At 32.7% G+C, this 24,643-nt stretch carries 22 protein-coding genes; 10 read left to right on the top strand and 12 right to left on the bottom strand.

Annotation, left to right across the window (positions count from 1 at the left end):
- Positions 1-296 precede the first annotated feature (296 nt).
- Positions 297-2,426: a mucoidy inhibitor MuiA family protein gene (locus V1468_RS09270; protein WP_331809959.1), complete on the top strand. Its 2,130-nt coding sequence runs from the start codon at positions 297-299 to the stop codon at positions 2,424-2,426.
- 145 nt (positions 2,427-2,571) lie between these two features.
- Here V1468_RS09270 and V1468_RS09275 read toward each other — a convergent pair whose 3' ends face one another.
- The 8 genes from V1468_RS09275 to aroC form a co-directional block, all read right to left on the bottom strand.
- Entirely contained in the window at positions 2,572-3,732 is a 1,161-nt protein-coding gene (locus V1468_RS09275; RefSeq protein WP_331809960.1) for a flavohemoglobin expression-modulating QEGLA motif protein, read from the bottom strand.
- Positions 3,732-4,562, bottom strand: coding sequence for an N-formylglutamate amidohydrolase (locus V1468_RS09280; RefSeq protein WP_331809961.1), 831 nt, complete (start codon positions 4,560-4,562; stop codon positions 3,732-3,734). The genes V1468_RS09275 and V1468_RS09280 overlap by 1 nt, the downstream gene beginning before the upstream one ends.
- Positions 4,562-4,897: a tellurite resistance TerB family protein gene (locus V1468_RS09285; RefSeq protein WP_331809962.1), complete on the bottom strand. Its 336-nt coding sequence runs from the start codon at positions 4,895-4,897 to the stop codon at positions 4,562-4,564. The genes V1468_RS09280 and V1468_RS09285 overlap by 1 nt, the downstream gene beginning before the upstream one ends.
- A 5-nt stretch (positions 4,898-4,902) precedes the next feature.
- Positions 4,903-5,145 carry a rhodanese-like domain-containing protein gene (locus V1468_RS09290; RefSeq protein WP_331809963.1) on the bottom strand — a complete coding sequence of 81 codons (243 nt, stop codon included), beginning with the start codon at positions 5,143-5,145 and terminating at the stop codon, positions 4,903-4,905.
- Positions 5,096-5,716, bottom strand: a complete 621-nt coding sequence (locus V1468_RS09295; RefSeq protein ID WP_331809964.1) for a sulfurtransferase — start codon at positions 5,714-5,716, stop codon at positions 5,096-5,098. The genes V1468_RS09290 and V1468_RS09295 overlap by 50 nt, the downstream gene beginning before the upstream one ends.
- Positions 5,706-6,743 (bottom strand): glutathione synthase, encoded by a 1,038-nt coding sequence (gene gshB, locus V1468_RS09300; RefSeq protein WP_331809965.1) that lies wholly within the window; start codon positions 6,741-6,743, stop codon positions 5,706-5,708. Before gshB ends, V1468_RS09295 begins: the two co-directional genes overlap by 11 nt.
- Positions 6,744-6,805: 62 nt before the next feature.
- Positions 6,806-8,113, bottom strand: coding sequence for a dicarboxylate/amino acid:cation symporter (locus V1468_RS09305; protein WP_331809966.1), 1,308 nt, complete (start codon positions 8,111-8,113; stop codon positions 6,806-6,808).
- A 42-nt stretch (positions 8,114-8,155) separates the two neighbouring features.
- Positions 8,156-9,229: a chorismate synthase gene (aroC, locus tag V1468_RS09310; RefSeq protein ID WP_331809967.1), complete on the bottom strand. Its 1,074-nt coding sequence runs from the start codon at positions 9,227-9,229 to the stop codon at positions 8,156-8,158.
- A gap of 208 nt (positions 9,230-9,437) precedes the next feature.
- Between aroC and V1468_RS09315 the strand changes: the two genes are divergently transcribed.
- Positions 9,438-10,289 carry a UDP-2,3-diacylglucosamine diphosphatase gene (locus V1468_RS09315; protein WP_331809968.1) on the top strand — a complete coding sequence of 284 codons (852 nt, stop codon included), beginning with the start codon at positions 9,438-9,440 and terminating at the stop codon, positions 10,287-10,289.
- On the opposite strand, the gene V1468_RS09320 is transcribed toward V1468_RS09315, so the two are convergent.
- Positions 10,281-13,130 (bottom strand): FAD-binding and (Fe-S)-binding domain-containing protein, encoded by a 2,850-nt coding sequence (locus V1468_RS09320; protein WP_331810014.1) that lies wholly within the window; start codon positions 13,128-13,130, stop codon positions 10,281-10,283. The genes V1468_RS09315 and V1468_RS09320 overlap by 9 nt on opposite strands.
- 220 nt (positions 13,131-13,350) lie before the next feature.
- On the opposite strand from V1468_RS09320, the gene V1468_RS09325 reads away from it, so the two are divergent.
- Together V1468_RS09325 and V1468_RS09330 are read left to right on the top strand one after the other, a co-directional pair.
- A complete protein-coding gene (locus V1468_RS09325) occupies positions 13,351-13,827 on the top strand; it encodes a hypothetical protein (RefSeq protein ID WP_331809969.1) in 477 nt (158 codons plus the stop codon).
- A gap of 68 nt (positions 13,828-13,895) precedes the next feature.
- The gene (locus V1468_RS09330; protein ID WP_331809970.1) at positions 13,896-15,614 is read left to right on the top strand and encodes an FAD/NAD(P)-binding protein; all 1,719 of its coding nucleotides are present in this window, start codon (positions 13,896-13,898) and stop codon (positions 15,612-15,614) included.
- Here V1468_RS09330 and V1468_RS09335 read toward each other — a convergent pair.
- A complete protein-coding gene (locus tag V1468_RS09335) occupies positions 15,611-16,384 on the bottom strand; it encodes a TIGR03915 family putative DNA repair protein (RefSeq protein WP_331809971.1) in 774 nt (257 codons plus the stop codon). The genes V1468_RS09330 and V1468_RS09335 overlap by 4 nt on opposite strands.
- Positions 16,385-17,647, bottom strand: a complete 1,263-nt coding sequence (locus V1468_RS09340) for a putative DNA modification/repair radical SAM protein (RefSeq protein WP_331809972.1) — start codon at positions 17,645-17,647, stop codon at positions 16,385-16,387. It abuts the gene before it with no gap.
- Positions 17,648-17,882: 235 nt separating this feature from the next.
- Between V1468_RS09340 and V1468_RS09345 the strand changes: the two genes are divergently transcribed.
- Positions 17,883-18,452, top strand: coding sequence for a hypothetical protein (locus V1468_RS09345; RefSeq protein ID WP_331809973.1), 570 nt, complete (start codon positions 17,883-17,885; stop codon positions 18,450-18,452).
- On the opposite strand, the gene V1468_RS09350 is transcribed toward V1468_RS09345, so the two are convergent.
- Positions 18,449-19,975, bottom strand: coding sequence for a GH3 family domain-containing protein (locus tag V1468_RS09350; RefSeq protein ID WP_331809974.1), 1,527 nt, complete (start codon positions 19,973-19,975; stop codon positions 18,449-18,451). The two genes, V1468_RS09345 and V1468_RS09350, sit on opposite strands and share 4 nt — an antisense overlap.
- Before the next feature lie 266 nt (positions 19,976-20,241).
- Between V1468_RS09350 and gcvT the strand changes: the two genes are divergently transcribed.
- The 5 genes from gcvT (at position 20,242) to V1468_RS09375 (ending at position 24,641) form a co-directional block, all read left to right on the top strand.
- The gene (gcvT, locus tag V1468_RS09355; RefSeq protein ID WP_331809975.1) at positions 20,242-21,324 is read left to right on the top strand and encodes a glycine cleavage system aminomethyltransferase GcvT; all 1,083 of its coding nucleotides are present in this window, start codon (positions 20,242-20,244) and stop codon (positions 21,322-21,324) included.
- Between the two features lie 31 nt (positions 21,325-21,355).
- Positions 21,356-22,186: a sugar nucleotide-binding protein gene (locus V1468_RS09360; protein WP_331809976.1), complete on the top strand. Its 831-nt coding sequence runs from the start codon at positions 21,356-21,358 to the stop codon at positions 22,184-22,186.
- Positions 22,187-22,327: 141 nt separating this feature from the next.
- A complete protein-coding gene (locus tag V1468_RS09365) occupies positions 22,328-22,615 on the top strand; it encodes a 4a-hydroxytetrahydrobiopterin dehydratase (RefSeq protein WP_331809977.1) in 288 nt (95 codons plus the stop codon).
- 54 nt (positions 22,616-22,669) lie between these two features.
- Positions 22,670-23,416, top strand: a complete 747-nt coding sequence (locus V1468_RS09370; protein ID WP_331809978.1) for a YebC/PmpR family DNA-binding transcriptional regulator — start codon at positions 22,670-22,672, stop codon at positions 23,414-23,416.
- A gap of 130 nt (positions 23,417-23,546) precedes the next feature.
- Entirely contained in the window at positions 23,547-24,641 is a 1,095-nt protein-coding gene (locus V1468_RS09375; RefSeq protein WP_331809979.1) for a heparan-alpha-glucosaminide N-acetyltransferase domain-containing protein, read from the top strand.
- The last annotated feature ends 2 nt before the right edge of the window (positions 24,642-24,643 follow it).

The raw sequence follows: 24,643 nt of genomic DNA on the forward strand, positions 1-24,643 counted from the left end.
TTAAAACTAATTTAACTCAAACAAAATTCAATTCGGTTTGAGGGAAATTCGAATTGGTTAATAGCACAATTTTGTTTCTTCAAATGTATAATAATCGTCTTTTTAAGATTAAAAAACTCGACATAAACCCATTATTATTGTTAAACTATGTTAATATGTCAATATTATCCATTAGTAACAATTTAACTAATTAATAAACCAACTTCCCTATTCTAAATAGCCATATCACTCATTTTTGGTTTAGGAATAGCTCATTACCAAATAGTTTTGAATTAAACTAAAAATTTAGAGATGTCATGAAAAACCAACTTTTTCTCGTTTTATTCTTAATCATATCAAAAATATTAACAGCACAGCAAAAAAGTGATATAACAGATGTTACTGTTTATTTAGATGGAGCAGAAATTAATAGAACTGCAACTATAAATATTAAATCTGGTACTACAGAATTCATTTTTAACGGACTTTCACCTCATATTCATGAAAGTAGCATACAGATTTCTGGTTTAAAAAATGCTTCAGTTTTATCTATCAATTATGGAATCAATTATCTATCTAAGCTAAAACAATCAGATTCAATAACAGTTCTGCAAGACAAGATAAAAGCCCTTGATGCTATGATTGAAAGTGAGTATGAGTTAATCGCTGGTTACAATGAAGAGGTAAACCTAATTCAAAGCAACAAAAAATTGAGTAATGAAACCGAAGTGGTTAGCTTAGAACAATTAAAAAACTTTGCAACCTATTACAGAACCAGGATTACAGAACTTAAAAAAGCTATTAATACATCTAACTCAACGATTAATAGGTATAAAAAAGAGCAAATCGATATCCAAAATCAGCTCATAGAATTTAATGTAGAAGAAAAACAACAAACTGGTGAAATTAAAATTAAACTAAGTAGCGATGTTAGTACTACTTTAGATTTAAACATAAGTTACAATATAACACATGCTGGTTGGTTTCCTATTTATGATTTAAAGGCAGATAAGATTAATAGTCCACTAAGTCTTGAATACAAAGCCCATGTTTATCAGAATTCTGGTTGTGATTGGGATGACGTGAATTTAGTATTATCTACCAGCGATCCCAACACAAATAATGTAAAACCTGTAATAAATCCTAAATATCTTAACTTCATCAACCGCTATAGTAATTACAATTCTCAGCGTGCAACTAAAAGTTATAATTATAAATATAATCCACTTGTAAAGACAGTTTCTGGTGTTGTTACCTCAACAACTGATGGGTTACCTTTACCAGGCGTAAATATTCTTGAAAAAGGGACCTCTAATGGAACACAAACCGACTATGACGGAAAATACAGTTTGCAAACTACTTCAGGTAATACATTAGTCTATTCTTACGTTGGTATGCAAACCGAAGAGTTGCCAATTCATTCGAGTATAATGAATGTGACTTTAAATGAAGATAACCAAGCCTTAGATGAAGTTACAATTGTTGGTTATGGAATTAAAAACAAAGAATATAACAGAGCAAAAAAAGCATTAGAAGGAGAAGTTCCAGGTGTTAATATTCAGTCTAGTAACGGTTTTTCTAATAGAAATTCAGAAATTAGGATTAGAGGTTATGGCTCTGTAAATAAAAACAATCCTCCACTTTTTATTGTTGATGGCGCTCCTTATACTGGCAACATTAACAATTTGAAACAAGAAGATATTAAAAGCATTGAAGTACTGAAAGATGCAAGCGCTACTTCGTTATACGGAAGTAGAGCAGCAAATGGTGTGGTGTTAATATCTTTAAAAAATGACTCAGAAAGCAATATTAACAGTGTAGGTAATTCAATATCAACAGGAATAACCAATACACGTTTTAAAATTAATAAAAAATATTCCATTGCATCAGATGGAGACGTGTCTGTTATAGAAATAGATAAATTTAATGTACCTGCCAACTACAACTATTTTGCAGCGCCACTTCTTAATGAAAATGTATTTCTAACAGCTAAAATTGGAAATTGGGAACAATACAATTTGCTTCCTGCTGAAGCTAATATCTATTTTGAAGGAAGTTATTCTGGTAAAACAAATATTAACCCAAGTGCTACAACAGACAGTCTAACGATTTCTCTAGGTGTAGATCCTAATATTATAGTGAAACGCACTCAGCTTAATAATTTTAAGAAAACTACATTCATTGGTAATAACAAAGTTATTTATAAAGGCTTTGAGATTGAAATCAAGAATAATAAACAATTTGATATTGAATTATCGCTTTATGACCGAATTCCTATCAGTCAAAACAAAGACATAAAATTAGATGATATTGAAACAGGAAGTTCAGAATATAATGATGAAAAAGGCATTCTAAAATGGATGCTAAACCTTAAAACAGGTGAAACAGAAATCGTTAAGCATTCTTATTCTGTAAAATTCCCAAAATATAAACGAGTTAATCTATAAAAACTACCAAACCTCAAAGCAATAAAGTTTTCAGTTTAACCCTAACTTCTGTTAGTTAGGAACGAGTTAAATTCCTAAAAGAAACATGTCTAACTTCTTTTAGGTATCTTAAAATAAGGATAGAAAGTATTTGGCTTTGAGGTTTTTACTTCAAACTCTTCAAAATAAAATCTAAGTTCGGATTGGTATTATCATTAACCACATAAGCATCTGTAAAATACTTTGGTCGTATTGCTAAACCTAAATCTATCAATTTGTTCATAGTAGGTATATATTCCTGACTAACTTTACCTGTTAAAAGGACACCTAAATCATTTCCGGCTTTAGCATATTTGTAAATATTTCTAATGCCTTTAAGGTATAGATGATCTTTTGTAAATCCACCTCCTCTATGTACTCTTAAAGTAATTGCAAAAGCTTTATCTCTATTTAGTTTATACTGATTATGCAGCAAATGAAAAGTGTCAGAAAAATTATAGCCTTTATTGAGACTATCTACAGCAATTACTCTAAAAGCCAACTCTTTTAAACGCTCAATTGTTAAGCAACCACTCATAAATTCTGAAAACACAGCTAATCCTTCCTGAGTTTCTACATTATTAGGTAAACCATTTGAGAACACCTTTAAAGGTTGTATTAAACCATTAAATGTAGTGACCATGTGTACTCCTATCTCATGGTTAGACAGAACTTTAAGTTGATTTAGACTATACTTATGGCTTTTTCGCAACACTAAGGTTTGTGTATTGTTCAGCACCATTGCTGCTGCAGAAAGATTATTAGAAATCTTTATGTTGTATTTAAAATCATAGCGCTTAGAAAACTCAACAAAATAATCTCTTGCTTCACTCGCGCTATACATTGGAAGCATTTCTTCATCAAACTCAGAATCATCAAACCTGAGAATAAATTTTGCGTTTTCTATGTCTTTTTCAGTAGGAGTACCAAAACTTTTAAGACTGTTAAAATAAAACTTACGACCTTGACCTATAGTTTCTATACATTCTATTAAACCTGAATATTCGTAAATAATATCTTCATACAATTGTCTAATATCCTCATCTTCTATACGCTCTAAACGTTGCGAAAAAAATAAGCGATGTAATTTATAGCCATTAAATCGCATTCTGGGATAATTAAATTCTGGCTCGTAATTAAATTTTGCTGAGTAGAACTTTTTCTTTTCAGCGGCAATATTCTGAGGGTTTATATAATTGAGTAATTCGATATTCTTTACCAATCGATTAAGATTGGCATCAATATCAAATAAATCTTGAAACTCTTCTGTTGTCTTAATTTGAGACATTAGGCCTTAAACTTTTTGTAAAATTCTTTTGCGTGCTTGGGTATTAAAACTTTTAATTGTTGCTCAACTGCTGCAACAACTTCAGGATAAATAACCTGTTTATACTCATCGCAATACACTTTAGCTATTTCGGTTGCCAAAACTAAAGTATTTTCAAAAGTATTGGTAATGAATTTTAAGAAATATCCATTTCCTTGAAAGGTATCATTAATCTTAGCTGTTTGTTTTATGCTATGAGGTAACTCAATACTTGCAAGCATTTGTCTCCAAGATTCTACCTCTTCACCAAACCTATTATTATCAATATTCGACGTTCCTAAATTCCATGTCGGCACTTCCCTATCCCAACGTTGCCAATTATAACTATGCATATCGTAAACTACGCATACACCAAATTTTTCTTCAATTTTAGAAATTAAAGCTTTTACTACTTTATAAAAATTAGCATGTTTCTGTAGACTTTTGGTTTTTTCGGTTTTAGATAAAGGATGCTTCCAAAGTTGTTTCCCCCAAGCAGTATCAAAAACTGCATTTTCAGGATCGCGATTAAGATCATACTCAAATCGAGAATCACAACCAGAAATTAAGATTGGGTGAGAGATAACCATGTTTTTGGTTTCAGGATCTTCCTCGTACCAACGCTCGTATTCTGTATGTAAGCGGTTATCCCAAAGGTCCTTTCTAAATTGATGTCCATCGTGAATAGCACCACAAACATAAGGCACGTATTCATCTACTTTTAAAGTGAAGGAATAATCATCAGAAACAGCATGAAAGATTTCTTCAGCTTCTATTTTTTCTATTATTGTATGTATTGAAAGTCGCTTCATTATAAAGTCTTAAACAGTCGTTCTAAAGCTCTCAGCATATTTCGTTCATTTATGTTAAAATCTCCATCTGAAAAGAATAAAGTCTTGATATCTGCCATTAGCACTTCAACATCATCCTTGTCATAATTATGTTGTCTAAGACTTGTCATAATTTTTTGAATGCCTTGATAATCATTGTCATTATCAAACTCATCATGAATTTCTTGAAAGGTGTCCATGTCTACCTTTGAAATAATAACATTTCTTTCATGATTGTCTTCTTTAAAGTCTGAATGTGCTGCAAATAATAAGATGTAAGCTACAAGTTCGTCTCTTGTCCAGTCGATTGTTTTCATTTATTTTAGGTTAAAGTTCCATATTCTGTCCATGAACCATCATAGACCGTTAAATTTTTATAACTACAAACTGAAGCAGCTAAGGCCAGAATACAAGCTGTAATTCCCGAGCCACAGCTAAAAACTAAATGTGTTTCTTCTTTTACTAAGTTATCAAAGATTTTTAAAAGTTGGTCTTTAGATTTTAAAATATTACCATCAAATAATTCGGTATAAGGCAGATTTTTTGAATTTGGGATTGTAACCACGCCTTAAGCCTTGTCTGGGCTCATCTACTAAACATTGAAACCTAAGTGCTGATCTGGCATCTAAAATTAGAGTATGAGAATCTGTTGAAAACTGAATAATTCCATTAAAATCAGTCATTAATTCTGGTTGAAATCTAGCGGTAAAGTTACCTTTTTCAATAGATTCTTTTTTATATGCTTCAATAGGAAAATTTTGCTCTTTCCATTCTGGTAAACCTCCATCTAAGACTGCTACATTATTAAAACCAAAGGTCTTAAATAACCACCAAGCCCTTGCACTTGAGTAAATACCTTTATCATCATAAACGACAATGAACGAATCATTACTTATACCCAAAGCTCTTGCCTCAGTTTCAAATTGCTCTATGCTAGGTAAAGTACTTGGAAATCTAGCATTGGTATCACTAAACTTTTGCTTTATGTCAAAAAAACGAGCGCTTGGAACCCTTTCAGAATCGTTATCTATCTTTTTGTTTATTGTAGCATCTAATAGTATTAGACCAGATAATTGAAGATTAGAATGTAACCATTCTACTGAAACCAAATCGGATTTCAAAATTCTACGCTTCATCCACAGTTTTACGAAGTCTAGTTCGTCTATCAAAAGCTTGTAATTGATCTAAAACTTTACTTTCTAAGAAGTCAATTACTTTTTCTTCAACCTTCACTTTATTCTTGTAAACTTTATTGATGTATGTGATACCACCAGGTGACATTACATTGACTTCAACTAACTTGCCGCCTATAACGTCTATACCCACAAAGTATAAGCCATCCTTTACTAGTTTTGGCCCAATTTGTTTACACAACGCTTTTTCTTCTTTGGTTAAGGTGTGTTTTGCAATACTTCCGCCAGCAGAAACGTTAGAACGATGATCATCTGAACCAGGAATACGTTTCATAGCACCAACAGGTTCACCATTAAGCATCAAGATCCTCACATCACCTTGGTCAGCACCTTCTATATAGTCTTGTAGAATGACATAGTTAGAAGTACCATCAGAATTAGAGATATAGAAATCTAAAAGTGAATTGATATTACTCATTGCAGATTTTTCAATTAGAATAACTCCTGAACCTCCAAATCCATTAAGAGGCTTTATAATCATCTTATCCGCTTTTGATTCTTTAATCTGGCGGACTAAATATTTTTTATTTTTCGAAACATGCGTATTTGGAATGATATTACTGTGTGCATCTCCAAAAGCAGCTGTATATAGCTTGTTATTGGCCTCACGCATTCCTTCCAAAGAATTTATTATGAATACATCATCTTTTACGGAATCCAAAAAATTAAGCATTATTGGATCTAAAGGTGGATTTGCTCTAAAGAAAATAGCATCAAACCCAGCAAGTGGTAGCATTTCCTCTCTTAATTTTACCTTGTTATAAAATGACTTTAGCGTTGAAGGTACCTTATCCATTCTACCAACAACATTACAAAAAGCATTGGTGACACTATCTCTAATAGTTAGGTTTGCAGGAGTGCACATGGCCACACCATGACCTCTTTTAGAACATTCTTTTATTAAGGCAAGACTAGTGTCATTTTCAGGATCTATTTTATCCCAAGGATACATTATAAAGCAAATATTCATCTATGCTGTGGTTTTTGGTGGTTAATGAAGTTTCTAATTTAATAAAATTCTAATAACAAAAACTATTTAACGGCCTCGTAATTATCATCCCATTCCTTAGGTTTAGGTTCATGAAGTTTGTTTTGCGATTTTGCGACCAACATAGAGACAGAAGCATCACCAGTAACATTAATCACTGTTCTACACATATCTAAAGGCCTGTCTACGGCAAATATTAATGCTAGTCCTGCTTCTGGTATTCCTGCATAACCAAGCACACCAACCAACATCACCATTCCTGCACCAGGAACAGCCGCAGAACCAATAGATGCTAAAGTTGCAGTTGCAATTATACCTAACTGAGTGCCAAACGTCAAATCAATTCCAAAAGCTTGTGCTATAAATAATGCCGCAACGGCTTGATACAAACTTGTACCATCCATATTTATAGTGGCTCCAACAGGTAACACAAAACTTGCAACATCTTCGTCTACACCAAGGTGTTCCGTAACCCTTTCCATCGTTACAGGAAGTGTCGCGGCACTACTGCTTGTAGAGAATGCTAATAATTGTGCTGGCGAGATTCCATTTAAAAAGAATTTAGGAGATGTTTTTGTGAATACACGTACAGCTGAAACATAGATTATTACCATGATAAGCAAGCCTCCTATAACAGAAACTGCATACATTGCCAGTGCAGCAAATAAATCAGCGCTCGGCGACTCTACAACTAATGCAGCTAATAAAGCAAATACACCATAAGGTGCCGCAAGCATTATTAGGTCTACCATTTTTAAAATGACATCATTTACTCCATCAAAAAAGTCCTTTACAGGTTTTCCTTTCTCTTCTGGTATAAGAATTAATGAAATACCAAAAAACACTGCAAAGAAAATAACCTGAAGCATATTTCTATTACTACTTGCGGCTTCAAAAATATTCTCAGGGACTAAATCTATAAGGGGTTGAAGCGGTCCTTTATTTTTTTGTTCCATAGAAGCTTCTTTTTTTGCAGCAGCATCTGCTGAATAAGCCTCAACAAGTTCGGTTCTAGTGTCTTCGGTTATTGTTTTACCTGGTTTTACTAAATTAACAACAACTAGACCGATTGATACGGCAATGATGGTTGTTGTGACATAGGTAATTATTGTTCTCGTTCCCATTTTAGAGAGACTAGAGATATCTTTCAAGTCAGTAATACCCTTTATTAACGCGGCTAAAATTAGAGGTATGGCAATTAACTTAAGAGAATTTATAAAAATAGTACCAAAAGGTTTTATCCAGTCTTTTACAAAATCTGCTCCCCATTCAAAATTAACCATCAAAAGTGCAAAAAGCACCCCTAATACCATTCCTATAATAATCTTCCAGTGTAATGCTAGTTTTTTCATATTGTTTGCCGCGAAAGCGGTAATCTTATTTATTTTACTCTTTTATTTCCAGTCATTAGACTCCTGCCTACGCAGAAGTGTGCAATCTGCCAAAACCAAAGCCGCCATGGCTTCTACAATAGGCACAGCTCTTGGCACCACACATGGATCGTGTCGACCTTTGCCTTGCATTTCTACAGTTTCTCCTTTGCTGTTTATGGTTTCTTGTTTTTGTAATGTGGTAGCAACAGGTTTAAATGCTACTCTAAAGTAAATATCCATACCATTACTAATACCACCTTGTATACCTCCCGACAAGTTAGTTTTTGTTGTTCCATCTTCATTAAACTTATCGTTATGTTCACTACCAATCATTTTTGCTCCGCAGAAACCACTTCCATATTCAAAGCCTTTTACAGCATTTATAGATAGCATAGCTTTACCTAATTCAGCATGCAACTTATCAAAAACAGGTTCACCTAAGCCAGCTGGAACATTTTGCAACACACAAGTTATGGTGCCACCAATGGTATCTCCTTGTTTCTTTACTTCTTGAACTCTAGCTATCATGCGCTCTGCAGAAGCTTCGTCTGGACATCGAATAATATTTGATTCAATTTTACTGAAATCTAAATCCTGATAAGGTTTATCTATAAAAATATCACCCACTGAAGAGGTAAATGCATTAATCTTTATTGAAGATAGCATTTGCTTAGCTATAGCACCAGCTACTACTCTACTTGCGGTTTCACGTGCAGAACTTCTTCCACCACCTCTGTAATCTCGTACACCATACTTCTTGTCATAAGTGTAGTCTGCATGACTTGGTCTGTAAACATCTTTGATATGGGAATAATCCTTAGATTTTTGATTGGTGTTTTTAATAACAAAACCTATGGGAGTTCCTGTTGTTACTCCTTCAAAAACACCAGACAAAAACTCTACTGTATCTGGTTCTTTACGTTGTGTTACAATTTTTGATTGTCCTGGTTTACGCCTGTTTAATTCGTTTTGAATTGCCTCAAAATCTAATTTTATACCCGAAGGACATCCATCAATTACTCCACCTATTGCGACACCATGGGATTCACCAAAAGTGGTGAGTTTAAAAAGTTTTCCGAAAGAATTTCCTGCCATTAATTCTTATTTTACGCTAATGTAAATGTATTATTACAGAAACAAAAATCATCATCTGTTTTTTAAACTTCATTATAACTTCATAACTAGAGGTTTTAACACAACTTTTCTCATAACAATTTCGTAACAGTTTGCTCATAGTTAGTTAATTATCTCATTACAATCAGTTAATAACTATAACTGTAATTTGTACCATTGATTTTTAGCCTTGAATTTAAAGAGAAAAGTAGAAATAGCAGTTATATCTGATGTTCATTTAGGTACTTTTGGTTGTCAAGCCAAACAACTCTTAACCTATTTGAATAGTATTGAGCCTAAGAAGTTAATTCTTAATGGTGATATTGTTGATATCTGGCAGTTTAAAAAACGTTACTTTCCAAAATCACATTTAAGTGTCATTAAAAAAATCATGGACTTTGCAGCAAATGGCACTGAAGTTATTTACATTACTGGCAATCATGATGAAATGCTTAGAAAATTTACTGATACTGAGATTGGAAATATCTCTATTGTAAACAAACTCGTACTTGATTTAGACGGCAAAAAAGCATGGTTTTTTCATGGTGATGTTTTTGATATTTCTATTCAAAATGCAAAATGGCTAGCTAAGTTAGGTGGTTGGGGATACGACTTATTGATTCTAATGAATAGCGTGGTGAATTGGGGATTAGAGAAGCTTGGAAAAGAGCGTTATTCCCTTTCTAAACGCATTAAAAATAGTGTAAAAGGTGCTGTGAAGTATATAAATGACTTTGAAAAAGTTGCTACTGATCTTGCGATAGAAAATGGTTATGACTATGTAGTTTGCGGCCATATCCATCAACCTAAAATGCTAATAAAAGAAAATAAATACGGTAAAACTACGTATCTAAACTCTGGTGATTGGGTAGAAAACTTTACTGCTTTAGAATATCAATTTAAACGTTGGAAAGTCTACAACTACAATAACGACAAACTCTCACCTTTTTTTGCTGACGAGGAACTTAAGGATATGGATGTAAAAGATCTTATTGCTGCCATTACGATAGTTGAACAGCCTAAAAAGAAAAAATCAAAGTAAAGCCTCTCTAAGAATTGAAACAGGATGCTTAGCAACACGTCCTGTGCCATCCTTAATTTGATGCCTGCAACTTGTACCATTAGCAGAAATTATAGTGTCTTCTGAAGCTTTACGAACAGCAGGAAACAGAGTTTGCTCGCCTATTTGCATACTAACCTCATAATTATCTTTTTCATAACCAAAACTACCTGCCATACCACAACATCCACTAGGTATTATGGTGACTTTGTAATTTTCTGGTAAATTAAGAATATCAAAGCTTGATTTTTGATTTGCTAGTGCCTTTTGATAGCAATGGCCATGAAATTTTACTGTTTTACTTTCTTTGGTAAATTGATTTGAAGTAATGTTACCTAATTCAATTTCCTTTTGAATAAATTCTTCAATAAGAAACGTTTTACTTGCAACAAACTGAGCTGTTTCTTTATCATCAGCTAATTTTAAATACTCATCTTTAAACGTTAAGATGGCAGAAGGCTCAATACCAATTAAATAAAAGTCATCATTAACTACACTCTTAAAATAAGAAATGTTCTTATTTGCTATAGCCTTAGCCTTTTCTAAAAAGCCTTTAGATAGAAAGCTTCTTCCGCTTTCTATATTGTTGATAGTAATTACTTTATAATTTAAAGATTCAAGCAATAGTTTAGCATCTATAGCTATATCGGATTCGAGATAATTTATAAACTCATCAACAAATAAATAGATTGTTTTGTTGTACGTTTTTCCTGCATTATATCTAGCATTGTTTTGGGTTATTTTTGAAAAGGACTTGGTTACTTCCGGTAAACTTCTTTTGGGATGAATATCTAAAGAAGCATTCATAAAACCTCTTACAAATTTGGTTTTAAATAACTCATTAGCTAAATCTGGAAAACGTGATGCCATTTTGTTATACTTAGTTGCATTGGCATAAAACTTATCTTTAAAAGATACTCCGTTTTCTTTTTGATATTGATATAAAAATTCAGCTTTTAAACTAGCCACATCTACACTACTTGGGCATTCACTTGCACATGCCTTACAGCTTAGACACAAGCTAAAAACATCTTTTAATTCTTGATGATTGAATTTATTCTGCTTCTCAGAGTTAGTCAAATACTCGCGTAATGCATTAGCTCGTGCTCTTGTGGTATCTTTTTCGTTTCGTGTAGCTCTGTAGCTTGGACACATTACACCACCAAACTCAGATAATTTTCTGCAATCACCAGAGCCATTACATTTTTCAGCCTCTCTAAGAATGCCTTGCGAATGCGAAAAATCTAAAAGTGTCTCTATTTCTGGTTCTTCCCTATCAGTTTCATACCGTAAGTTTTTATCCATCGGAAAAGCATCTACAATCTTTCCAGGATTAAAAATATTATCAACATCAAAAGCTGATTTTATTCGTTTTAATAATTGATAATTTGCTTCACCAATCATTAAAGGAATAAATTCTGCACGCACAATACCATCACCATGTTCACCAGACATTGAACCTTGATATTTCTTTACAAGTTTGGCAACATCTGTGGTTATAGTTCTAAACAATTTAACATCTTCAGCGTGTTTTAGATTTAAAATTGGTCGTAGATGTAATTCACCAGCTCCTGCATGTGCATAATACACTGCATTTTGGTTATAAGAGCGCATAAGTGTTGTAAACTCTTCAATGTAAGCATCTAAATCATCTAAAGCAACAGCAGTATCTTCAATACAAGCTACTGCTTTTTTATCACCAATCATGTTGCCTAAAAGGCCTAAACCAGCTTTACGTAATTCTAATGCTTTTGTAATGTCTTCACCTTTAAGAATTGGTGCCGCATAACTTAAATTAAGTTTTTTAGCTGTTTTTATGATTGCCTTTATCTCTATATCTAACAATTCTTGAGTTTCAGCTTTTAACTCACACATTAAAATCGCTGTTGGCTCACCTTCTATAAAAGCTCTATTTTTTTGTTGTGTTTTATTATGTTTTGTGAGATTTAGGATAGAATCATCTATCATTTCACAGGTGTGTAAATTATGCTGCATTAAGGGTTTTACTGCTTTCATGCAGCTTGCCACACTTTCAAAATGAAAAGCCACCATAGCACTATAACTAGGTGGTAAATCATCTAATTGAAGCTTTATTTCTGTTGTAAAAGCAAGTGTACCTTCACTTCCAGCTAACAATTTGCACATGTTGAATTTTTCATCTGAATTAGTGAAAACCTCAGATTTAATTAATTCATCAATTGCATAACCTGTGTTTCTTCTATGAATACTGGCTTTAGGAAAGTTTTCCTTAATCTGTTTTTGTACTGTTTCAGATTTTAATTGTTCATAAATTGACTTATAAATACTTCCTTCTAGCGTTTGCTCCTTTGTTTTATGAAGAAAATCATCTTTTGATATTTCATTAAAAATCGCTTCACTTCCATCACTCAAAAGCGTTTTTAAACTAAGGACTTTATCTCGTGTTACGCCATACTGAATAGATGTAGTTCCTGAAGAATTATTACCTACCATACCACCAATCATACAGCGATTAGATGTAGATGTATTTGGTCCAAAAAACAAACCATAAGGTTCCAGATAATTATTTAGCTGATCTCTTACCACACCTGGTTGAACTGTGACAGTTTTTTTAACCTTATTTATACTAATAATTTTGGTAAAATACTTAGATACATCTACTACAATACCTTTGCCAACTACTTGTCCGGCAAGAGAAGTTCCTGCTGTTCTGGGTATAAGCCCTACTTTATGAGTTTTCGCAAATAAAATAAGCTTTTTAATATCTTCAATTGTCTTAGGCAAAGCCACTGCTGCTGGTAGCATTCTGTAAACAGACGCATCAGTGGCATAAAGCTTTAACATCAACTCATCATAATGCAATTCACCTTCTAGTTTAGTTTCAAGAGTTGTAAGATTCTGCTTTAATTTATTCACCGTTTAGCTTAAATAATGTGTTTCTAAAAATTATAATGTTGTCTTAAAACCTATTGCTAAAACTCAATTTTAACATAATTTCGTCGTTATAATCGTACAACAACAAGACAACTTGTTGGAAATATAAACACTAAAACTTAAAATTCTTATGAAAAAAATAATTTTATTACTTACAGTTTTTGCAAGTTTTACTTTTGCTGCTAGCGCTCAAGAAATTGCTGATAATGCCATTGGTCTTAGACTTGGCGATAGCGATGGTTTTGGGGCAGAAATCTCTTACCAACGTGCTCTTGGTGGTAACAATCGTTTAGAAGCTGATTTAGGCTGGAGAAGTGGAAATGGTTACGATGGCTTTAAACTTACTGGTTTATACCAATGGGTATGGCAATTAGATGGTAACTTTAACTGGTACGCTGGTGCAGGTGGTGGACTTGGGTCTTACAGTTTTGATAATAACGATTTTGATGATGAAACATTTGTCTTTGTAGCTGGTGATATAGGTATTGAATATAACTTTGATATTCCTTTAATTTTATCATTGGACTTTAGACCTGAACTTGGTTTTGGAGATTTTAGAGATGATCTAGATTTTGATATTGCCTTGGGTATTAGATATCAATTTTAATTAGTTGAAATATTATTTATTTAAAACCACCTTATTCAAGGTGGTTTTTTTATTACTTTTAATATCATATGAAAGCACTAGCTATTATTGGATTTGGACCTCGTGGACTCTATGCTTTAGAACGTCTTGTTTATCATTTAGTCATGAGAAAACAAAAGATCAATATTTTAGTTTTTGAAAGTAAAGAACTAGGAACTGGCGCTGCTTGGAACACGAATCAACCAGATAGCAATCTTATAAATATAACAGAACGTGCTTTGGTAGACTTACCGTCAAGACCTAAAACGATATATCGAAATATAGAAATCCCTCAGTTCCCTTCTTATCATCAATGGTGTGAATTCTCTCAAAATGAACTAGAACCAGATACTTTTCCTCAGAGAAGAAAAGTGGGTAAATACCTTTCGGAACGTGCCAACTCGATAATTGATGTTTTAAAATCTAAATCAGATTTTAAACTTATTATAACATCAATTAAAACAATTGACATAAAAGACAATAAACTAATTCTATCGTCAGAGAATAGAACTTGGAAAGTTGATGATGTGCTTTTAACTATTGGTCATCAATCAACCAAAAATTCTGAACAGCTCACCGAGTGGATTAAATATTCAAAATCAAATGCTAAAATTAAAGCTTACGAGAACACATACCCAGTATCTCAATTTGAAAGTATAAAGAACCAAACAAACATTTCTATTGGCATAAGAGGTTTTGGTCTTTCTATGTTAGATGTGATGCGCTATCTAACCATAAACGATTTTGGTAATTTCAAAATTACAGATAATCACACTTTTGAAGCCCAATACTATAAGGTGAATAAACAACAACTAGAGCTTATTCCTTTCTCTTTAGATGGTTTACCACTAGTTCCGAAACCATTAAATGAACATATTGATAAATGGTACGAACCAACAGATGAAGAACTGAAATATTTTAAAACTTCAATTACTTCAGTAGCACAAACTAGTGAAGATGTTAATACGATTGATTTTTTGCTAAAAACTATAGCTGAAATTAGCGCTAGAGTGTTTCTAGATTTACATGATAATGCCGTAAATCATAATTGTGACAAAAATGTTATTAAAACGGTTGTATTAAATTGGTTACACAATCAAGACTACCAGCATTCAACACTACAAAATAACAATACCAACACTTACAATCTTATTAAGAATTACATTGAAATGGCTTTAGGTGAAGCTAAAATCACTTTAGACTATTGTGTTGGTCAGGTTTGGAGACATTGCCAACCGACACTCTATGACGCTTTCTCTTATGCAAATCTAAAACCTGAAATCATAGAAGATATGATTGCCCAAGACGAACGATGTAAGCGCTATTCTTATGGACCTCCAATAGAAAGTATGCAACAACTATTGGCTTTGGTAGATGCTGGAATTTTAAATTTAGATTTTGTCAATAATCCAGATATTGAACTCGAAGACAATAGTTGGCGACTTACAAATAAGAGTCAAAACAATAAAGGTGTAAGCATAATGATTAATAGTGTTCTAGATTCCCCAAAACTATTGGAAGTGAATTCACCTTTAGTCACAAACCTATTACAACACGATTTAATTTCACCCATACATTCTAAACTCGGGATAGAAACAGATGAAAACGCTTACGTTAAAACTGACAACAAAAAGAATAAAGTCAACATTGCCGTTTTAGGACGTTTAGCAAAAGGTAGTGTTATTGGTGTCGATGCGATTTTGGAATGCTTTGGATCTCGAATTGATAATTGGGGGAAAGCTTATTCTGAAAAGGTATCAGAAAGTTAATCAGGTTGTTTTTCGCTTAAATATTTCCAATAGCGTTTTGGCACATGTCGCGTATGTAACTTCATGTTTTTTCGTGATTCTATATTGGTGCTTTTAAAATAATCTTGCCATAACTTTTGAAATTCAAACTCTTCCTCTGAAAAATAATCGCTATCCGTTTTTGAAAAATTGAAACCAGAAGGCAATTCAATATTTATGATTTCAGCATTTTCTAAATCATAGTAAATACCATAAGCGCGCTTAATATCATAAATCAACCATTTTTGATCTGCATATCGACTTTTAAAATGTTTAATGATAAGCGGTAGCACATTAAAATCGGGCTCAATATTAGCAAAATAAATGTGGTCTTTAGTCAGTTTAAACCTTACAAAAGCTTCCATCCTATGCTTTTCCCTTCCTACCATTTTTGCAATTTGAGCTACTTGTAAAATAGAAGAATGAGAATAATTTTTATCGCTAATTAAATTTGAACTAAGAATATATCGAATAGCATCTAGCATTATATTTTCAACACCTTCTTTTTCACTCAAAAATGTATAGTACAATTGGTAACTGCCTGTTCTGCTTGTTTTATTTTTGATGCCTTTCCAAACACGATTGGCTTTTTCAGTTTCTGTGATAACATTCTCATTATCTGAAAATAATTGTGATTGCGCAGTAAACTTATTCTTAATAGTTACATCTTTTAGCTTATACTCGTAAACATGAAAGACAGCACACAAAAAGCCATCAAAAGTTCCATCATATATTAAAGTTTTTGATTGCATCTATCCAAATAAACTCAATTGATTGCTTAAGGTAGTTCTATATTTACTATTTGAATTTTGCAGAATAAAACCTTTAATTTTTTCAGAAGTCAAATCTCGTTTTTCAAACTGATTGCTATCACAAACCATAAAGTATTTTGCCCTATTGAGCGCTACACCAATCTTTTTGAGATGTTCCCAATTCAAACTTCTAAAGCGTCTTGCATTCAATATTTTGTGAACCGACCGCATACCTAGACCTGGAATTCTGGCCAACATACGTTTATCAGCAGTGTTGACATCCACAGGAAATTCATGTAAGTTACGTAAAGCCCAACTCAATTTAGGATCAATATCTAAATCTAGATCTTGGTGTTGTTCATTTAGAATTTCACTGACGTCAAAGCCATAAAATCGCATTAACCAATCAGTTTGATACAATCTATTTTCTCTAAGTATAGGCACTTCACTACCTATTTTTGGCAATCTGCCATCATAACTTATTGGTACATAACCCGAATAGTAAACGCGTTTTAAATTAAAGTTTCTATAAAAATGATTTGAGGTTTGCATAATTTGAAAATCATTCTCGCCACTAGCACCAATTATCATCTGTGTACTTTGTCCTGCAGGTGCATATTTTGGAGTGCTTCTTATGATTTTCTTTTCGGCTTTATATTGAATAATTTCATTTTTAACCTTAGCCATTGGTTTAATGAAATCCTCTCGATTCTTATCTGGCGCTAACTTTTTAAGGCCTGATTCCGTAGGGATTTCAATATTCACACTCAACCGATCTGCATATAAACCCGCTTCTCGCATTAATTCATCAGATGCTCCTGGAATAGATTTTAAATGAATGTAGCCATTAAAATTTTCCTCTTTTCGTAGTTTCTTCGCCACAGCTACCAAACGCTCCATCGTAAAATCGGCATTTTTAAAAATCCCTGAACTCAAAAACAAGCCTTCAATATAGTTTCTACGATAAAAATTAATAGTTAAATCCACCACTTCCTGAACCTTAAAGGCAGCACGCTTTATATCATTACTTTTTCTGGTGACACAATAAGCACAGTCAAAAATACAATGGTTAGTTAGCAGAATTTTCAATAAAGACACACATCTGCCATCCTCAGTATATGAATGACAAATGCCCATACCAGAAGAATCTCCCAAACCTTTATTGGTATTGCTTCTTTTACTTCCACTTGAAGAACATGAAACATCATACTTAGCAGCATCGGCTAAGATTTTAAGTTTTTCTTGTATACGTTGAAATGACAATTTGGGACTATTTTATTTATTGAATTTCTATAAATTCAAAAATACCACTAATTGTAGTAAAACATTGCCGTAATTTGTAGCAAACAAATGTTAAAGTAAATCATAAAAATTGGTATAAAATTCTATAAATACTTATACTCTTTTATTCTTTTATTCTTTTATGATTATGAGCAAAAAGAAATTAATCATCCTTTTACTTTTTTCCACCCTTTTTATAATAGCTAAGATAAATTTTATGAGTGACCAAGAACACCATGTTATACCAAAAGAAATAGAAAATGAAGTTAATAAAGCTTTAGGGTACTATCCACAATTGGATAGCACTTACATTGAATTTAAGTTTAAGAAAAATATAAAAAAATCAACAATGCAGGCCAGGCCTACTTTTGACAGCTTCTTTAGAAGTAAAAAGAATAGACGCTATGTGATTTTAATAAGCGAAAAATTTAAAATATCTGATAAAGAATTTAGAACTGTTGATATATCTTCAGATATATTTATAGGCTGGATAGGTCATGAACTAGGTCATATTTTAGATTACCAAAACCGAAGCAACCTTAATTTGGTCTGGTTTGGAATTAATTACTTATTCTCTCAAAATCATATTGTTGAAGCCGAAAGAGCTGCAGATTCTTTTGCGGTAAACCAAGGTATGGAATCGTACATTCTAAAAACAAAAGATTTCATTTTGAATAATGCCGATATTAATCAAACATATAAAGACAGAATAAAAAGGTATTATTTGTCTCCTGAAGAAATTATGGAGTTAGTGAAAGAACGAGAAGACTTGCTTCAAGCTAATTAATTATTGACAAAGTCTTCCCAATCCTTGAATTTATCTTCATTCATTACGCGTTCCATTTTTACTTGCCCACCTTTCTTTTTGTTATGTGCATTCCAGTCGTAAAAAACTTTCGGTGAAATGACTTTTACTTTTACTCCTTTTAAAGCTTTACTTCTTGCTACTTTGTAATTTTTATTAGCATCTTTTAGTGCTTCATCAAGAGCATTAGCTATAGCTTCTTCATTAGGGTTTTCAATTTCTGAACCTAAATACCAATAATGATAAAATTCGCCATCGTCTTTACTTCGTTTTGCGCAAATAGTATATTCAGGAATTTTAGTATTAAACTGCTCTTCTAATTCGCGCATGGCAGCATCCATTTTATTAACGGACAGTTGCGAACCAACAGTGTTTAAAAAGAATTTAGTTCGTCCTGTGATTTTAATTTCAGCACGTTCAACATCTGTAAACTCAATAGTATCACCAATAAGATATCTCCATGCTCCACTAACCGTACTTATTATTAATGCATAATCTTGATCAGGTTCGACTTCAGCTAAAGTTAACGAAGGTGCTTCGTTTGTAAGGGAACCATCTTCATTAATATATTCTGGTTTAAATGGTACAAATTCGAAATAAATACCGTTATCTGTATTCAATTGCATAGCATCGGTTTCGGGACGAACTTGCGTTGCTATGTAACCTTCTGAAGCCAAATAGGTATCTATAACGGTAACTGGCTTACCCATCAAAGCATTAAAACTTTTTTCATAAGGTCCAAAAGCTACACCTCCTGAAGTATAAACTTGAAGATTGGGCCATATTTCATGAATGTTTTTCAAGTTATGATGTTCAATCACTTTTTGAAGCATTAACTCTATCCATGAAGGAATTCCGCTCAACGCTCCTATGTCCCACTCCTCTGCTTTTTCTGCAATAGTTTGTACACGCTTGTCCCAATCATCAATTTTTGCAACATCTTTTCCAGGTTTGTAATACCCACTAAACCACGACGGAATATTACTAGCACTAATGCCACTAATTTCTCCTTCGAGATGATTATTGTTTTCCTGAAGGTCTGTTGAGCTTCCCAACATCATGATATCCTTTTCAAAAAAATCTGCTGGTAAATCGAAGTTCTTGAGCGCAAAAACCTGCTTTATTCCTGCTTGTCTAATAGCTTCAATCATTTCATCCGTCACAGGAATTCGTTTACTAGTTTTTCCTGTTGTACCAGAACTCAATGCAAAATAGTTAGGATTCCCAGGCCAAGTAACGTCAGACTCACCTTCATGCAGCTTATGCCACCAAGCCTCATTAATTTTATTGTAATCAAAATATGGAAGTTCTTTAGCAAAAACTGTTTCAATATCATCAGACTCTAAAATTGTTTTAAAATCATAATGCTTGCCGAATTGAGTATCTTCTGCTTTTGTCAATAAATCCTTAAGTACGTCTTTTTGAGATTCAATATGATTCACCTCTTTAGAAACAAAGTCTTTGAGATAAATTGCTCCTTTAATGATATGTCCGATAAATGCCATTAATTACATTGTTTATTATGATGGTATTGTAAGTATTGTTTAGTAGCTACACATATTTTTTGTGAAATTACTATTTAATTACAACAATACATTTAATGTTAACATAGTTTATCAAAACTATTGCATTTGCATCTCATATAGGCATACCTGTGCTTTCTTCACCTAACAATAAAAACGTTAATGATTGGTGATTAGTTTTTTAATAGTTACTCATAAAATTCCTTAATTTTGCGCATCAAATTTTTAGTCTTATAAATAAATCTAACATGAAAAATACAGCACTTACTGATACTCACATTGCTCTTGGAGCTAAAATGGTTCCTTTTGCAGGTTACAATATGCCAGTACAATACGAAGGTGTAAATATAGAACACGAAACTGTGCGTAAAGCAGTTGGTGTTTTTGATGTGTCTCATATGGGTGAATTTTTAATTGAAGGTCCTCATGCTTTAGAGCTCATTCAAAAAGTATCGAGTAATGACGCATCAAAATTAGAAATAGGAAAAGCACAGTATAGTTGCTTACCAAATGATGATGGTGGAATTGTAGATGATCTAATTATTTATAAAGTTAAAGACGAAACTTATCTACTCGTTGTAAATGCCAGTAATATTGAAAAAGACTGGAACTGGATTACTTCAAAAAATGACGTTGGTGCAGATATGCGAGATTTGAGTGAAGATTATTCGCTTTTAGCAATTCAAGGTCCAAAAGCTGTTGAAGCGATGCAATCTTTATCTAGCCATGATTTGTCTGCTATAAAGTTCTACAATTTTGTGGTTGGTGATTTTGCAGGTATAGAGCATGTAATTATTTCTGCTACTGGTTATACTGGTAGTGGTGGTTTTGAGATTTACTGCAAAAACTCTGAAGTAAAGCAAATTTGGGATAAAGTATTAGAAGCTGGTGCTGACTTTGGGATTAAACCAATTGGATTAGCTGCAAGAGACACATTACGTTTAGAAATGGGTTATTGTTTATATGGAAATGATATAGATGATACTACGTCTCCAATAGAAGCAGGTTTAAGTTGGATTTGCAAATTCAACAAAGAATTTACAAACAGTGAAGCTTTACAAGCAGAAAAAGAACGTACACCAGAGCGTAAATTAGTTGCTTTTAAATTAGATGAAAGAGGTATTCCTCGTCAAGGTTACGATATTGTAGACAACAACGGTAATACCATTGGTAATGTTACATCTGGTACTATGAGCCCGAGTTTAGGCATAGGAATTGGATTAGGCTATGTACCTAAAGTTTTCTCTAAAGTAGATAGTAAGATAAATATTCAGGTGCGTAAAAAAGCGATTCCTGCTACTGTTGTAAAATTACCATTTTACAAAGGGTAAAACGTTTTTAAGAATTAGGTTGTAGGAATTAATGAAGAAGAATTTAAGTAAACACAGAATCCTTATTCTTGGTGCTAGCGGATACATTGGTAACGCAATTTACAAAGAGCTAGGACCATATTTTAAAACCTTTGGTACCTATAGAACTCCAAAAAAAATATTTGAGAGCAATAAACAATTCTTCCATTATAATGTAGAAGAAGACGATGTATATGAAATTTTAGAAGCCACTAAGCCTACAATTGTTATTTCAGCTATAAGAGGAGATTTTAATGCACAGACTATTGCACATCAGCATATCGCAGAATACGCATTAGAGTATGGCACAAAAATTATTTTCTTATCCTCTGCTAATGTTTTTGATGCTTATAGCAAATATCCAAGTTACGAGTTAGACAAAACGTTGAGCCATAGCATCTATGGTCATTTCAAAATAAAGATTGAAAACATGCTATTGCGGTTACCAAAAAAGCAAGTAGCTGTATTAAGATTACCAATGGTTTTTGGACAGCAATGTCCAAGAATTCAAGAAATGAAACTTTTTATTTCTGAGAACGAATCGGTTGAAATTTTTCCTAATCTTATTATGAATGTCACACTAGATAGGAAAGTAACACAACAAATTCATTATATCATTAACCGTGAGAAATACGGAATATTTCATTTAGGCAGTACAGATTTAGTACATCATGATGAATTTGTAAAGCAGATTTTAAAAGCAATTAGTCCTAAAAAGGTATCACTGAAACATGTTTACACAACTAATGACGACCGTTACCTGGCTGTATTACCAAAGTTTAATAAATTACCGAAGCATCTTCAAATAACAAGTGATAAGGTTTTAGAAGAACTTATAAAATAAGCTTGACAACCACATGGTATTTTATTAATTTCGGATAATTAATAATTCAATCTATGAAACACCCATGACTAATTTATATACACACAGAAGAATGTCAATTGGGTGTTCCATGTGACCTTTAAAAAAAATAAATATTAACACATGAAACTAGACGAATCTACTATCGAAAAGAAATTGCTTCGCTTTCCAGAATGGGAATATTATGATAATGCTATACATGTAGAATTGGAGTTTGACAACTTTAAGGATTGCTTTAGTGCCATGAGCAGAATTGCTTTTGAGTGCGAGGCATTGAATCACCATCCTAATTGGAGCAATGTGTACAATGTTTTAAACATATCACTATCTACACATGATGCAGGTGGAGTAACACAAAAAGATTTTGCTTTAGCACAAGCAATAGAAGCTATTGTAGAAGCCGAAGAATAGACTTTAAATAATTAACATATTTAATTACTTTTACGCGAATAAATTTTAAACACTATGGGAAGAGCTTTTGAGTTTAGAAAAGCAAGAAAAATGAAACGATGGTCTGCTATGAGTAAGGCCTTTACTCGTATAGGTAAAGACATTGTAATGGCAGTAAAAGAAGGTGGGCCAGACCCAGATAGTAACTCTCGTTTAAGAGCTGTAATACAGAACGCCAAGTCTGTAAACATGCCAAAAGACAATATAGAACGTGCTATAAAACGTGCATCAGACAAAAGCCAAGGAGACTACAAAGAAGTACTTTTTGAAGGCTATGCACAACATGGTATTGCAGTACTCATAGAAACTGCGACCGACAACAATACGCGTACAGTAGCTAATGTTCGTAGCTATTTTAATAAATGTGATGGAAGTTTGGGAACATCAGGTTCTGTAGTTTTTATGTTTGATCATACCTGTAATTTTAAAATAAAAGGTGATGATTTAGACTTAGAAGAATTAGAATTAGAGCTTATAGATTTTGGTGTTGAAGAAATTTTCGAAGATACTGATGAGGATGAAGATGGAAATGAAGTTACAAGCGTTATGATATACGCACCTTTTGAAAGTTTTGGAAATATTCAATCGTACTTAGAAGAAAACAATATCGAAATTATTTCCTCTGGATTTGAACGTATTCCACAAGTGACAAAAAAATTAACAGCTGAACAAGCAGAAGATGTTGAGAAGCTTCTTGAAAAACTAGAAGAAGATGACGATGTGCAAAATGTATATCACACAATGGAAGAATCAGCAGAGTAAATAATATACTTACGCAATAATCTTAGAGGGCTTCTGCCCTCTTCTTTTTTGCCTAAATTTTAGAACTTTCACCTTTTTAAAAAGGGATTAAAACACTAAATCCTATCTTTGTTATTCAATCAACCAACAATTGAATAAAAAACGTCTTTACTTTATTGATGTCGTAAGAGCCTTTGCTATCTTAATGATGCTACAAGGTCATTTTATAGATACACTCCTAGATGTATCTTATAGAGATGATAGTAACTTGGCTTTTTCAATTTGGAAATACTTTAGAGGAATAACTGCTCCTACATTCTTCACCATTTCAGGATTAATATTTTCTTACTTATTAATTAAAGCAAAGCGAAGTGGAGATGTTGCCTATAGAATGAAAAAGGGGTTTTACAGAGGTTTGCTTCTTATTGGCATAGGTTATCTTCTTCGAGCACCAATATTTCAATGGTTATATGGAGATTTTGATTCACCTTACTTCTTACTTGTTGATGTTTTACAGTGCATTGGGTTATCTCTAATACTTGTAGTTGGCATTTATACAATAACCTTCAAAAAAACACTCTTATTTTCAATATTGATGTGTCTTTTAGGATTTACAATATTTCTTACCGAACCTCTTTACAGATATTTAGATTTACCTGATGTTCCAAAGGTTTTTGCCAATTGGCTTACTAAAGATTATGGTTCTATATTTAACATCATTCCTTGGTTTGGTTATGTTGCCTTTGGTGCATTTATAGCCACGATATTCTATAAATATTTAGAACGACCAAAGTTTAAACTAGGCATAATCATAGGTTTTATTTTTTCCGGATTTATTCTGATATTTAAATCAGGATGGCTTTTAATGCAACTATACTATCTAACAGATTTAGAGCTACTTAAAGATGTTGCTTATTATAACTATCTCTTTACCAGATTAGGAAATGTATTTGTATTGTTTGCTATTTTCTATGCGCTTGAAAACTATATAAAACAGCCTTTATTACTTAAGATTGGGCAAAAAACTTTGTCTATATATGTTATTCATTTTATTATCATTTATGGAAGTTTTACAGGTATAGGACTACATCAAATTATAGGTAAAACATTATTACCATGGCAGGCTATTGTAGGTGCTATTTTATTTTTAGCAACCGTATGTTTCATTTCATTTTATTATGTAAAGACAAATACGTTTTTGTATAACTCAATTCTAAAAACATATAATAAAATATCAAAAAAGTAGGT

Origin of the sequence: Winogradskyella poriferorum (assembly GCF_036553625.1) — a bacterium.
Classification (GTDB): Bacteria; Bacteroidota; Bacteroidia; order Flavobacteriales; family Flavobacteriaceae; genus Winogradskyella; species Winogradskyella poriferorum.